The organism is Streptomyces nanshensis (assembly GCF_001751255.1).
GTDB classification, from domain to species: domain Bacteria; phylum Actinomycetota; class Actinomycetes; order Streptomycetales; family Streptomycetaceae; genus Streptomyces; species Streptomyces nanshensis_A.
In genome coordinates, this window is record NZ_LJGW01000368.1 from 1 (window position 1) to 12,705 (window position 12,705).

Genomic DNA, 12,705 nt, shown 5'->3' on the forward strand with positions numbered 1-12,705 from the left:
GCGACGGGCGACGGGCGACGGGCGACGGGCGACGGTGCTGTTCGCTGCACGGTCGGCGACCGCCCTGCAGCGTCTGCTCGACGTGGCTCCTGTCTTCGCCGGTGACGGCCGGGTCACCCGGCGCTTCACCCTCGTTCCCGGATCGGACTTCGACGCGGACGCGTTGACCGCTCTGGAAGACGCGAAAGCTCGCACCATCCCGTGGAGCGAAGCCTGTGAAGGCGTCTTCGATCTGGTGCTCACGGCCAGCCCGAAGGGGCACCTCAGCATGCTGGAGGGCCCGCGGGTGCTGCTCCCGCACGGTGCCGGCTTCAGCAAGGCGCTGCCGTCGGAGGGTTCGGCCGATTCCGCCTCGGGACTGGACCCTGCCTTTCTGCTCTCCGACGGGGAACCCACGGCCTCCTTTCACGCGCTGGCCCACCCTCGTCAACTGGCCCAACTGACGGCGCTCAGCCCGAAAGCCGCGGAGCGGGCCGCCGTCGTCGGCGACCCGACGCTCGAGAGGCTTCTCGACTCCGTCAGCCAACGGGACCGGTTCCGGGACGCGTTGGGAACGGGCGCTCGCCGACTCGTCGTGCTCACCTCGACATGGGGGCCGGAGTCGCTGCTGCGTCGCCGCCCTGGGATGCCGGCGGAGCTCGCCACCGGACTCCCCCACGACTCCTGTCAGCTCGCGCTGATCGTGCACCCCAACGAGCACAGCCGCGACGGCAGTTGGGACCTCGCGGAGCAGCTCGCTCCCGCTCTCGATGCCGGAGCGATGCTGGCGCGGCCCTACGAGGAGTGGGCGTCCCTTCTGATCGCCGCCGACGTCGTGATCACCGACCACGGTTCCACCGCGCTGTACGCCGCCGCTCTCGGACGCCCGCTGATGGCCGCCTATGACGGAGGACACGAGCTGATACCGGCCAGCCCGATGGCCGAACTCCTCGCGGCCAGCCCGCGGTTGAGGACACCCGTGGACATCGCGGACATCGACGCCGCGCTCGGCGCACAGCAGGAGTCCGTCATACGGGCACTCGCCGACTCGGCCTTCGCGGAACGGGGACGTGCACTCGGCCTGCTGCGCGACGAGTTGTACCGGCTGCTCGGCCTCCAACCGCCGCCCGAGCCTGCGCGTACCCGCCCGCTTCCAGCGCCGCGGCACCCGGCGCGCACGCCCTCCGCCTTTGCCGTACAGGTGGAGACCGGTGCGGGAGAGATACGGGTCGAGCGGTTCGCACCCTCCACGGAGCGGTCCGCCCACCACCTCGCCGCCGAACACGGCGCGGCGAACGAACGCCAACTCCAGAGCGCCGGGCTGGTCTTCCGCCGCCCGAGCGGAACGGCACCCGGCCCGCACAGCGTGGCGTGGACGGTCGACGGGTGGACCGCGCACATCATGGACCGCTACCCCGGCAGGCGCACAGCGGCCGTCGTCCTCTCGCCGTCACGGTGTCTGCTGCGGACCCGCTCCAGTGCCCTGATGTCGGTGGAGATCGGCCCGCACAGAGACGGACTGGGCCGCATCGTCCGCACCGACCCGGCCGCGGTTCTCAGCGCGGTCCACGCATGGCTCCCCGCATCTCCCGAACTGCCCGCCACCGTCGTATGCCGGGTCGGGGGGCAGGACTTCCGCGTCAGCATCGCCCCGGCGACCGGCGAGGAAGGCGACTACCCGGTCTGAGAGAGACCCCCGTGGCGGGCCCGCAGCGCCGCAGCGGCAGCGCGATGTTCCCGTGCGCCGGCGTCGTCGCCGGTCTCCTCGGCGAGTCCCGCGAGCGCGTCGAGCGTCAGCGCGGCGTCGCGGTCGCCCTTGCGGTCCCGTGCGCTCGCCAACGACTCCGTGTACAGATCCCGCGCGGCGGCGATCTGGCCGAGCGACTGCCGTACACCGGCCAGGGCGAAACCCGTCCGCGCCGTCAGCCGTTCCCGTCCCATCTTGCGCGCCTCTGTGTGGGCGTCGCTCAACAGGGCGGCGGCGCGGTCCAGTTCGCCGAGTGCGGCCAGCGCCTCACCGAGGCGGTACGTCAGCAGCAGCACGCCGTACTCGTTGCCGATGGCGACGTGCTGCTCTCGTGCGGCGTCGAAATCCCCCACCGCGTCACGCCACTTGCCCTGAGCCGTGTGCAGACTTCCGTGGAACTCCATGACGGATGCGGCGAGGATGCGTTCCGTCCTCGACGTACCCAACGTCCGCGCGGCGTCGGCCGCCCCTTCCAACTCCTCCGCGGCGACCTGGAATTCGCCCTGCTCCCACAGCGGACGGGCGAGCTGACACCGCATGCGGACGATCGCCGGCAGGTCCTCGGAGCGGAGTGCGGCGGCCAGCCCGGTGCGGAAGGCGTCGATGACGTCCGCGTAGTGGCGGTGGTCGAGGAAGTGCGTCCACAGCGGCTCGCACAGCGCCCATGACTCGTGGTGGAAACCGCGTGCGTGGGCCACGCGGACGCAGTCGAACAGGACGTGCCGCTCCGATTCGAGCCAGGCGTACGCCTCCGGCTTGCTCGCGAACGGCACATCGGCGGTGAGGGGGATCTCCGGAGCGCGCTCGGCGACCGCCAGCCGGGTGCCCGCCGCCGCCACGTCGGCGCGCTGGGCCTGCCGCAGATACCAGCGGATGAGCCGGCTCTGCCCGGCCGACGTCTCCTCGGGCGTTCCGTCGTGGGCGGCGCGGCGCTTCGCGTGCGCCCTCAACAGCCCGTGCAGCCGCACCCGTTGCTCTTCCCGGTTGTCCAGCAGACCTGCGGCCTCCAGTTCCTCCAGCGCCGCGTCGGCGGAGTCCTCGCCGCGGCCGAGGAGCGCCGTGACGCCCTCGAAGGGCAGGCTCGGGCCGGCAGCGTGGGCGAGGAGCCGGTAGAGAAGTGCGGCGTCCGAGCCGAGGCCCTCGTATGCCGCGTCCCAGACCTTCTCGACCACGGGCATCCCTTTGTCGTGCAGTTCGGCGGAAAGCTCGTCGAGCATGCGCGACAGCGGCCTCCGGCGGTGTCTGCGGATCCACCGGGCGGCCACGTGCACGGCTATGGGAAGGCCGTCGCACAGCTCCAGCAGCCTGCGGACCGCCTCCGGCTCGGCATCCAGCCGCGGATCCTCGGCGACCTGTCGCAGCAGCTCTTCGGCGTCGGACTTCTCCAGCGGGCCGATGTCGAATTCGAGGTCTGCGCCCGGCAGATCGTGCAGACGCCCGTGGCTGGCGACGATCACCACACTCGCGCCGGACGAGGGCAGCAGCGGCTCGACTTCCGTTCCGTAGCGGGCGTTGTCGACGATGACGACGAGCCGCTTCCCCTCGGTCTGTTCCCAGTACTGGCGCCGCCGAGCGGCGAAGGAGTCCTCGATCCACCCCGACTCGACCCCGAGGGAGCGGAGAAGGTCGGCCAGCACATCCGCGGGCTCCACCACCCCTTCGCAGCGAAGGTCGTCCAGGTCGGAGTAGAGGATCCGCTCGAATCCGTCGGGGCGGCTCTCCTGCAGCATGCGCGCGAGGCGGAAGACCAGTTCCGTCTTGCCCGTCCCGGCCATGCCCACCAGCGCGACGCGCAGCGGCCGGGACCGCCCCTCGTCCCAGTCGGCCAACTCGCGGGCTGTCCGGTCCTGTTCCTCCGCCCGGTCCACGAAGTGCACCGGTTCCGGCGGAAGCTGGTTTGTCATGCGGCCGACTCTCCGAGGTTCCCCGTGTGTGCATGCCTGTCGGGCGAACGAGCGGCCACGCCCACGTCGTCCCCCCACTGCCGGGCAACTCTACTTTCCCGGTGTGCAGTTGGGGGCGCGGATCATGTAGGCCCCGGCGATCCGACCTGCGATCCCCCCCGCCCCCGCCTCCGTCTCCGCCCCCGCGGTGTTCACCCGTGCCGGGACGACCGTGGGGAGGCCCTCCTCCGGGTCGTCGAAGACATGGGCCCGCAGGCCGAAGTTCTCCCACAGCATCCCGGAGGTGACGATCCGCGCCGGAGGGCCCTGCGCGGTCACCGCGCCGTCCTTCATCACGACGAGGTGGTCGCTGTAGCGGGCGGCGAGGCTCAGGTCGTGCAGGACCGTCACGATGGTGCGGTCGGTCTCGCGGCAGAGGCGTACGACGAGTTCGAGGACCTCGACGGCGTGCGCGATGTCGAGGTGGTTGGTCGGTTCGTCGAGCAGCAGCAGGCCGGTCTGCTGCGCCAGCGTCATCGCCACCCAGGCCCGCTGGCGCTGGCCGCCGGAGAGTTCCTCCAGCGGGGTGCCGGCCGACTCCCGTACGCCTGTGGCCTCCATCGCCTCCGCGGCGATGCGCTCGTCCTCCGGGCTCCACCGCCGGTACCAGGGCTGATGGGGCTGGCGGCCGCGGGCGGCCAGTTCGCCGGCGGTCATGCCCTCGGGCGCGACGGGGTTCTGCGGCAGCATCGCGAGGCGGCGGGCGAGGCGGCGCGGGCGCAGCGTCGCGAGCCGTTCGCCTTCCAGCAGGACGTGACCGCCCGTCGGGGGCAGCAGCCGGGCCAGTACGCGCAGCAGTGTCGACTTGCCGGAGCCGTTCGCCCCGACGACGGTGGTGACCCTGCCCCGTGGGATCTCCAGGGAGAGCCGGTCGAGCACGGTCCTCTCGCCGTAGCCGGCGGTGACGTCGTGTGCGCTCAACGGGCTTGTCCCGGGGGCCGGTTCGTTCTCAGACACTGGTCCTCCGCCGGTGCCGGTTCAGCAGGAACAGCAGGAAGGGCGCCCCGAGGACGGCCGTGGGCACGCCGACCGGCAGTTCGACGGGCAGTCGCTGTGCGGCGGTGTCGGCGCCGAGGACGAGCAGCGCGCCGGTGAGTGCGCCGGCGAGCGGCGGCGGTCCCGCGGTGCCGAAGGCGCGCATCGCCGCCTGCGGTGCCACGAACGCGACGAAGGCGACCGGCCCGGCGACGGCCGTCGCGACCGAGACCAGCAGCACCGCGACGAGCAGCGCCACCGCCTCCGTACGTACGGGCGAGGTGCCCAGGGTGGGCGCGGTCTCCCGGCCCAGGCGCAGCGCGTCCAGGTCGCGGGCGAGGACGGCGCACGTCGCCAGCGCGCACAGGACGAGCGGGCCCAGCAGCGTCACGTCGGACATCCGTACGCCCGCGAGGGAACCGGTCAGCCAGCGGGTGGCGACCTGTGCCTCCTCCAGCTCCGCGCGCGTCAGCAGCCAGGAGACACCGGCGAGCGCGAGGGCGTGGAAGCTGAGGCCGACCAGCACGATCCGCATGCCGTCGAGGCCGCCGCGCCAGGAGAGCAGCAGGATGCAGACGGCCGTGAGGAGCCCGCCCGATACGGCGGCGGACGCGAGCAGTTCGGCCGCGGCCTGGTCGCCCGTACGGGAGGCGAGCTGCGGGCGGGTGACGAGGAGCACGGCGAACAGGCTCGCCCCGGCCGTGACCCCGAGGATGTCCGGGCTGGCTATCGGGTTGCGGGTGACGGACTGGGTGAGCGCGCCGGCGCAGCCGAGCGCGGCGCCGACGAGGACGCCCGACAGGGCCCGCGCGAGGCGGTGTTCGACGACGAGGAGGTGCTCGATGCGGGTGCCGTCCCCGGCGAGCGCGGCCAGTACGCGTCCGTTCGGCAGGCTCACGTCGCCGGTGAACAGGGCGGCGGCGACCAGCGCGAGCACGGCCGCCGCCGTCGCCAGGGCCACGGCCAGGGCGCGGGGCCGCAGCACGACCGCTCCGGGGCCGAGCCGTACGCCGCGGCGCAGGCCCGGATCCCCTCCCCCGGACGGGGCCGAACTCCCCTTCCGCGGACCGGAGTCGGCCTCCGGCGCGGCAATGCCCGTCCCCGCCCCGGTCACAGCGCCGCCAGCTTGCGGCGGCGGGTGAGCGCGAGCAGCACGGGTGCGCCGATGACGGCCATGACGATGCCCGCCTGGAGTTCGCCGGGGCGTGCGCCCACCCGGCCGAGGGTGTCGGCGACGAGCAGCACGATGGCGCCGGTGAGTCCGGACAGCGGCACCAGCCAGCGCTGGTCGTGCCGGGCGAGTGCGCGTGCCGCGTGGGGCGCGACCAGACCGAGGAAGGCGATGGGGCCGCAGACGGCGGTGGCGGGCCCGGCGAGCAGCGTGATCGTGACGATGCCGGTGATCCGGCTGCGGCGTACGCGGGTGCCGAGGGCGCGTGCCGTCTCCTCGCCGAGTCCGAGGGCGTCGAGCGACCACGCGTTGACGAGGGCCAGCAGGACGCCGGCGGCCAGCAACGGGAGGATCCAGAGGACGATCCCGTAGTCGCGGCCGGCGAGCGAACCGACCTGCCAGAACCGCATGACGTCGAGCGTGCGCTTGTCCAGCAGGACGAGGCCGGTGGTCAGCGCGGTCAGCAGGGCGCTGAGCGCCGTCCCCGCGACGGCGAGCAGGACCAGGGCGCCCCGGCTCGTACCGCGCAGACCGAACAGCGTGACGACGGTGGCGACGGCCGCCGCGCCCACAAGTGCCGCCAGTACGACGGCGGGTGAGGCGGAGACGCCGAGACCGTAGGTGAGACAGGCGACGGCGAAGGCCGCTCCGGCGTTGACGCCGAACAGGCCGGGATCGGCGAGGGGGTTGCGGGTGTGCCCCTGCATGAGGGCGCCGGCCATGCCGAGGGCGAGTCCGACGGCGAGACCGAGCAGGGTGCGCGGGAGGCGCTGCGAGGTGATGACGGTGGCGTCGTCGGAGTCGGCGTGGGTGAGGACGGCGGCGAGCACGTCGCGGAAGGGGATCGCGTTGCTGCCGAGGGCGAGGCTGAGCAGGGCGGCGAGGGCGAGGCCCGCCGTCAACAGTCCCGCGATCAGAGGCAGTCGGAACCCCGCGGAACCTCGGACCGTACTCATGTAGGTTAGCCTAACCTAACTAGATCTGACCTCCGGAAAGCACCTGGCCTCTCGAAGCTCCTGCACCCCTCTGGGAGAGAACGTGAAGAGCACCGGACACGGACCGCGCGCCGCCTGGGCCGCCCTGACCGCGGGCGCCCTCCTGGCCGTCTCGGGCTGCGGCGGCGGGAGTTCGGAGTCCGGCGCGGACTCCGGCGCCCGGCCCTCCGGCGGCACCCGTACCGTCCACCACACGATGAACGGCGACGTCTCCGGCGTCCCCCGGCATCCGCAGCGCGTCGTCGCGCTGTGGCGCACCGGCGCCGAACTCGCCGACATGGGCGTCGAACCGGTCGCCGCCCTGGAGGGCGAGTTCCTCCAAGAGGAGCTGGACGAGCGGACGTTCGCCAAGGTCAAGGACGTCCCGACGGTCGGCTCCTTCGAGGGCGTCGACGTCGAGAAGGTCATACGGGCCAAGCCGGATCTGATCGTCGGCATGGACAACGGCGGCCTCAGCATCGACTACAAGGAGCTGTCCGAGATCGCGCCGACGGTCGTCTTCAAGATCGCCGAGCCGCCGGACGTCTGGAAGAACTACCCCCGGCTCGCCGACGCGGTCGGCCGCAGCACCGGCTTCGACAAGCGGGACGCCGCGCTGAAGAAGGACCTGGCGGCGATCGAGCGGCGCCACGGCAGCCGGATCAGGAACGCCAAGGCCGTCCACGTCAACGTCACCGGGGACGCCACCTTCGTCTCCACGAGCAAGTCGCTGGTCTGGGAACGCCTCGACGCCGCCGGGTTCGGCTATCTCCCGTCCTACACGCACAAGCCCGCGCGCTACGCCGAGGAGCTGTCCGACGAGAACATCCCCGAACTCAAGGACGCCGACCTGATCTTCTACTCCGTGGACCTGCACGGAAAGAAGACCCCGGGCATGGACGAACTGCTCGCGTCCGCCTCGTTCAAGCGGCTGCCCGCCGCCGAGGCCGGCGACGTCTTCCCGCTCGGCTCCGGCGTGAACTTCACCTTCCGCGGCGGGGACCAGCAGGTGGCGGATCTGACCCGGGCGGCGACGAAGTACCGGCCCGCACACGAGGAGTCCTGATGGGCGCACGCAGACACAAGGCCTACCCGATCCACGTACGGGAGCTGGAGGTCCAGGAGGTCTTCGACGTCACCCCGCTGATGCGCCGAGTCGTGCTGACCGGCGAGCAGTTGGGCGCGTTCCGCAGCAACGGGCACGACGTCGCCCCGTTCCGTACGGAGAACGCCGACGACCACGTCAAGATCGTCGTCCTCGACGGGGACCCGTCCGTGGCACCGCCCGTCCAGGACGACGGACACCTCGACTGGACCCGCGAGGCCCTGGGCCGCGCCCGCGACTACACCCCGCGGCGCTACGACGCCGAAAACCGGCGCCTGGAGCTGGACTTCGTACGGCACGAGGGCGGACTGGCCGCCGAGTGGGCCGAGCGCGCCACTCCCGGCACCCGGCTGCACGTCGCGGGTCCGCGCGGAACGACCGTGCTTCCGCCGGACATCGACTGGTACTTCCTGGTCGGCGACGAGACCGCGCTGCCCGCCATCGCCCGCCGGATCGAGGAACTCCCGCCCGGCACCCCGGTCACGGCCGTGGTCTCGGTGGCCTCCGCCGCCGAGGAGCAGACGATCAAGCACTCCGCCGATCTGCGTCTGACGTGGGTCCACCGGGACACCGCCGGGCCGAACGGGCTGATGGACGCGGTGCGTTCGGCGCCGTGGCGCGAGGGCCAGGTGTACGCGTGGGCCGCGGGCGAGGCGGGGATGCTCAGGCCGCTGCGCCGGTGGCTCAAGGAGGACCGCGGGGTGGCGCCCGGACACATGGACGTCGCCGGGTACTGGCGTGCGGGGCAGTCGCAGCGGGAGTCGGGCGAAGTCCTGCGCAGACTGCACGACATGACCGAGCTGAGCGTGCCGTACGCGGTGCGGGCAGCGGTCTCGCTCGACCTGGCCGAGCATGTCGCGGACGGCCGTACGAGCGTGCCGGAGCTGGCGGAGGCCGCCGGCATCACCCGCGGCGGGGCGCGCAGACTGCTGCGACTGCTCGCCGACGAGAAGCTCTTCACCCTGGACGAGGAGGGCTCGGTCGGGCTCACACCCCTGGGCGCCGCGCTGACGGAAGAGACCGTCCACAACATGCTGGACCGGCGCCGTGGCTTCTCCCGCCTGGACGACGCCTGGCCCGGTCTGCTGCACACGCTGCGCACGGGCGAGTCCGGCTTCCAGCAGGTGAAGGGCCACGACTTCTGGGCCGAACTCGCCGCCGAGGAGGGCCTCGGCCGCACCTTCGACGAGGTGCTCGGCCACTGGACCCGTCAATGGGCGCCCGCGGCCGTGGAGTTGCTCGGCCTGCGGGACGAGCACGTCATCGACGTCGGCGGCGGCACGGGAGGGCTGCTCGGGGAGATCCTCACCGCCTGCCCCGGCACCCGTGGCACCCTGCTCGACCTGCCCTCCACCGCCGAACGCGCCCGCGCCGAACTGGCGGCGGACGGGCTCGGGGCGCGCGTGGGCATCGCCGGGCAGAGCTTCTTCGAGCCGCTGCCGGCCGACGGCGACGTGTATCTGCTGGCCCAGGTGCTGCACGACTGGCCGGATCCGGAGGCCGCCGCCGTGCTGCGGCGCGTCGCCGAGGCCGCGCGCGGAAAGCGTGTCGTCCTGGTCGAGCGGATCGCCGGAGACCTCGACGACGAACTCGACGTCGCCTTCGACCTGAAGATGCACACGGTCTTCGGCAGCGGCGAGCGCACCGAGGAGGACTGGCGGCGCCTCGCATCGGGCGCCGGGCTCCGGCTGACCGGCACCCGGCAGGTGCGCGAGAACCTCTTCCTGCTGGAGCTGCGCACCGGTTGAAGCCCGGCGGCACGGCGGCCCGACGGCCCGTCGGGAGCGGCGGGTGCCGAGAAGCGGCGCCGGAGAGCCGGCGCCGGAGGACGGCTCCGGAGAAGCGGCGCCGGAGGAAGGGTTCCGGACGGAGGGCGCCCGGACGAAGAGCGGAGGCAGACCATGACCGACCGGAACCTCGAAGCGCGCGACCTGTTCGGCGACGCCGTCGGATCGACGCTCGTCACCGCGCTCTACGCGCGCGCCAGGGGAGCCGCGCTCTTCGACGTCACCGACTGGGACGACCCGCAGGCCCGCGAAGCCTGGTCGGCCCTGGACACGATGGGACGCGAACGCGGCCGGCGCCTGGAGGACCTCGTCCTCACCGACGTCATGAACGTCGTCGGCACGATCCGCCGGTCCCAGGACATCGACGCGCGCGTACGGGAGTTCGCCGTCGAGCACGGCCATGCCGAGGTCGTCACGCTCGGCGTCGGCATGTGCAACCGCGCGGCACGGCTCGACGGTCTGTGCGCGGAGTGGACCGGGGTCGACAACCCCGACGTCGTCGCCCTGCGCTCCCGGATCCTGCCGGACGACGCGACCCGGCTCGTCGCCGGATCGGTCACCGGGCGGGACTGGCTCGCCGAGACCGATCCGGACTCCCCCACGGTGCTCGTCGCCGAGGGGCTGCTGATGTATCTGACGCGTCCGCTGGTCACCCAACTCCTCACGCGGATCGGCGACCACTTCACCGGCCCGACGCGGCTCGTCGCCGACGTACACCACGCGGCCGTCGCGCGTATGCCGAACCCCATCGCCAAGCGCACCGGGGCGGGGTTCCACTTCGGCGCGACGAGCCCGCAGGGCTTCGCCCGGCTGTCACCGGGCTGGCGCCTGGCCGGGGTCGACGAGACGATGACGCGCATCCGTCCCGCCGCCGCCCGGGCGTCCCGCGTCTTCCGCACGGTGAGCCGCAGCCTGATGTACGGGGTGGTGACCATCGAACGGGAACAGGAACGGGACGGGGAACCGGAACGGGAGCGGGAGCAGTAACGGCGGCGGGAGGGCCGCTGAGGTGGCCGAACGCCCGCCCCCGGCGGCTCACTTGGCCTGCGCGAGCTGCACCGCGTCGGGACCGGCCGGGAACCGGAGCTGGCCGGTGGTGTCGTGCGCGGCCCGCCACACCGTCTCGGCGACGTCGCGCTCGGTGGTGAAGACGTCCTGGTTCATGAAGCCGGCCATGACCTTCTCCGCCCACGGAAGGTAGGGCTCCGGGACCGCCTCCTCCAGGGAGTCGCCGTCCAGCGCGGTCTCGCCGAAGTTGGTCGTCAGACAGGCGCCCGGCTCGACGGTCTTCGCCAGCACGCCGAAGGGCGCGAGTTCGAGCGCGAGGGAGGCGGTGAACCCCTCGACGGCCGCCTTGCTCGCCTTGTAGACGGCCGTGAGCGGCATATGGCCCAGCACCACGCTGGACGTCACGTTGACGACCACGCCGGAGCCGCGCTCGCGGAACTGGGGCAGCACGGCCTGCGTCGTCGCCATCACGCCGAAGGTGTTCGTCTCGAAGACCTCCCGCACCCGGTCCATCGGCGTCGTCTCGAACACTCCGATCGAGGGGATGCCGGCGTTGTTGACCAGGACGTCGAGGGGGCCCGCCGCCTCGACGGCGGCGGCGACGGTCTCGGGACGGGTCACGTCGAGCCGGACGACGTGCAGCCGGTCCGACTCGGGCAGCAGGCCGGGCCGCGGGGTGCGCATCGTCGCGACGACGTTCCACCCCCGCTCATGGAAGTGGAGGGCGGTCTCCCGGCCGTATCCGGACGAAGTTCCGGTGATCAGAACGGTCTTCATGATGTGACCCCTGCGAGGTGTGGTGGGATCCGCTGAGGAGACAGGCACGTTCCTGCTCCGCGGAAGAACTCTTGATCCCATTGAACAGCCCTGACCTGCGCGGACAGTAGAACGATCCTCGCTTGTCCTTGCACGATCCTCCCGCGCGCCTCGTACTGAAGCCTCGTACCGGCTCCGTTCGCCGCTCAGGCCGGTACGCCCGCGGGGGCGCCGCCGGTCCTCCGCAGCCGGGTCGCGTCCGTGCTCGGCGGTGCGCCGAACTGTCGGCGGTACTCGCGGCTGAACTGCGAGGCGTTGTCGTAGCCGACCCGCCGGCCGACCCCCGTGACGTCGCCGGGGTGGGTGGCGAGCAGCAGCCGGGCCTCCTGGAGCCGGATCTGCTTCTGGAAGCGGATGGGGCTCATCGCGGTCACCGCCTGGAAGTTGCGGTGGAAGGCCGAGACGCTCATGCCGGACAGCCGGGCCACGTCCTCGACCCGGAACGGCTCGGCGTAGTGCTCGCGGATCCAGCGCACGGCACGGGAGACATGGCTGAGTCCGCTGTCGGCGAGGCCGAGTTGACGTACCGCGGCGCCCTGCTCGCCGGTGATCAGACGCCACAGGATCTCGCGCTTGATCAGCGGGGCCAGTACGGCGCGGTCGCGGGGCTGGTCGAGCAGGCGCAGCAGCCGTACGACCGCGTCGAGCAGCGCGGCCGGTGCGTCGCTGACGGCGATCCCGGACGGCACGCCGGCGGGTGCCCTGGATATGTCGCCGGGCCCAGCTTGCAGCAGCAACTCGGCGACGGCGGACGGCTCCAGCGTGAGCCCGAACCCCAGCGCGGGCCTCTCGGGATCGGCCTGGGTGAACTGTCCGGTGACCGGCAGGTCGACGGAGGCGACGAGATACTGCCCGGCCCCGTACGTGTAGACCCGGTCGCCCAGCGCGAGGTGCTTGGCGCCCTGGGCGATGACCGCGAGGACGGTCCCGGACATGGAGGGCTCCGGCGGGTCCGGCCGGTCCACCTTCGAGATCAGGACGCCGTCGACGGCCGTCGTCCAGTCGGGACGCGCGTGCCGGGCCAGCAGGGTGCGCAGCTCGTCGAGGTCCATGTCTCCATTGCAGCACCGTTCCGCGTGCCCGCATCGCCGTTCACCGAGCGCGGCCGGCGCCCCTGTCCCGGCCGCCGCAGCGACGCCCCGGCGGGCGCCGCCGGGGTCAGGTCGCGGGGCGGCGCTCCTCCGCGCTCGCCTGCCGCAG

Annotated in this window: 10 protein-coding genes; 4 read left to right on the top strand and 6 right to left on the bottom strand. The window is 72.7% G+C overall.

Going from position 1 to position 12,705, the window contains the following annotated elements:
* Positions 1-34: 34 nt before the first annotated feature.
* Positions 35-1,666 carry a translation initiation factor 2 gene (locus tag AN218_RS21795; protein ID WP_070018589.1) on the top strand — a complete coding sequence of 544 codons (1,632 nt, stop codon included), beginning with the start codon at positions 35-37 and terminating at the stop codon, positions 1,664-1,666.
* On the opposite strand, the gene AN218_RS21800 is transcribed toward AN218_RS21795, so the two are convergent.
* The 4 genes from AN218_RS21800 to AN218_RS21815 form a co-directional block, all read right to left on the bottom strand.
* A complete protein-coding gene (locus tag AN218_RS21800) occupies positions 1,654-3,630 on the bottom strand; it encodes an NB-ARC domain-containing protein (RefSeq protein ID WP_070018590.1) in 1,977 nt (658 codons plus the stop codon). The two genes, AN218_RS21795 and AN218_RS21800, sit on opposite strands and share 13 nt — an antisense overlap.
* A gap of 90 nt (positions 3,631-3,720) precedes the next feature.
* Positions 3,721-4,590: an ABC transporter ATP-binding protein gene (locus AN218_RS21805; protein WP_244900576.1), complete on the bottom strand. Its 870-nt coding sequence runs from the start codon at positions 4,588-4,590 to the stop codon at positions 3,721-3,723.
* A gap of 28 nt (positions 4,591-4,618) precedes the next feature.
* On the bottom strand, positions 4,619-5,629 hold the full coding sequence (locus AN218_RS21810) for a FecCD family ABC transporter permease (protein ID WP_216311792.1): 1,011 nt from the start codon (positions 5,627-5,629) through the stop codon (positions 4,619-4,621).
* A gap of 125 nt (positions 5,630-5,754) precedes the next feature.
* Positions 5,755-6,771: a FecCD family ABC transporter permease gene (locus tag AN218_RS21815; RefSeq protein ID WP_070018591.1), complete on the bottom strand. Its 1,017-nt coding sequence runs from the start codon at positions 6,769-6,771 to the stop codon at positions 5,755-5,757.
* An 82-nt stretch (positions 6,772-6,853) separates the two neighbouring features.
* Between AN218_RS21815 and AN218_RS21820 the strand changes: the two genes are divergently transcribed.
* From AN218_RS21820 to AN218_RS21830, 3 genes are all read left to right on the top strand, one after another.
* Positions 6,854-7,855: an ABC transporter substrate-binding protein gene (locus AN218_RS21820; RefSeq protein WP_070018592.1), complete on the top strand. Its 1,002-nt coding sequence runs from the start codon at positions 6,854-6,856 to the stop codon at positions 7,853-7,855.
* Positions 7,855-9,642, top strand: a complete 1,788-nt coding sequence (locus AN218_RS21825) for a siderophore-interacting protein (RefSeq protein ID WP_070018593.1) — start codon at positions 7,855-7,857, stop codon at positions 9,640-9,642. Before AN218_RS21820 ends, AN218_RS21825 begins: the two co-directional genes overlap by 1 nt.
* 153 nt (positions 9,643-9,795) lie before the next feature.
* Entirely contained in the window at positions 9,796-10,668 is an 873-nt protein-coding gene (locus tag AN218_RS21830; protein ID WP_070018594.1) for a class I SAM-dependent methyltransferase, read from the top strand.
* A 48-nt stretch (positions 10,669-10,716) separates the two neighbouring features.
* On the opposite strand, the gene AN218_RS21835 is transcribed toward AN218_RS21830, so the two are convergent.
* Positions 10,717-11,466 (bottom strand): SDR family oxidoreductase, encoded by a 750-nt coding sequence (locus tag AN218_RS21835; RefSeq protein ID WP_070018595.1) that lies wholly within the window; start codon positions 11,464-11,466, stop codon positions 10,717-10,719.
* Between the two features lie 185 nt (positions 11,467-11,651).
* A complete protein-coding gene (locus AN218_RS21840) occupies positions 11,652-12,557 on the bottom strand; it encodes an AraC family transcriptional regulator (protein ID WP_070018596.1) in 906 nt (301 codons plus the stop codon).
* Positions 12,558-12,705: the final 148 nt, after the last annotated feature.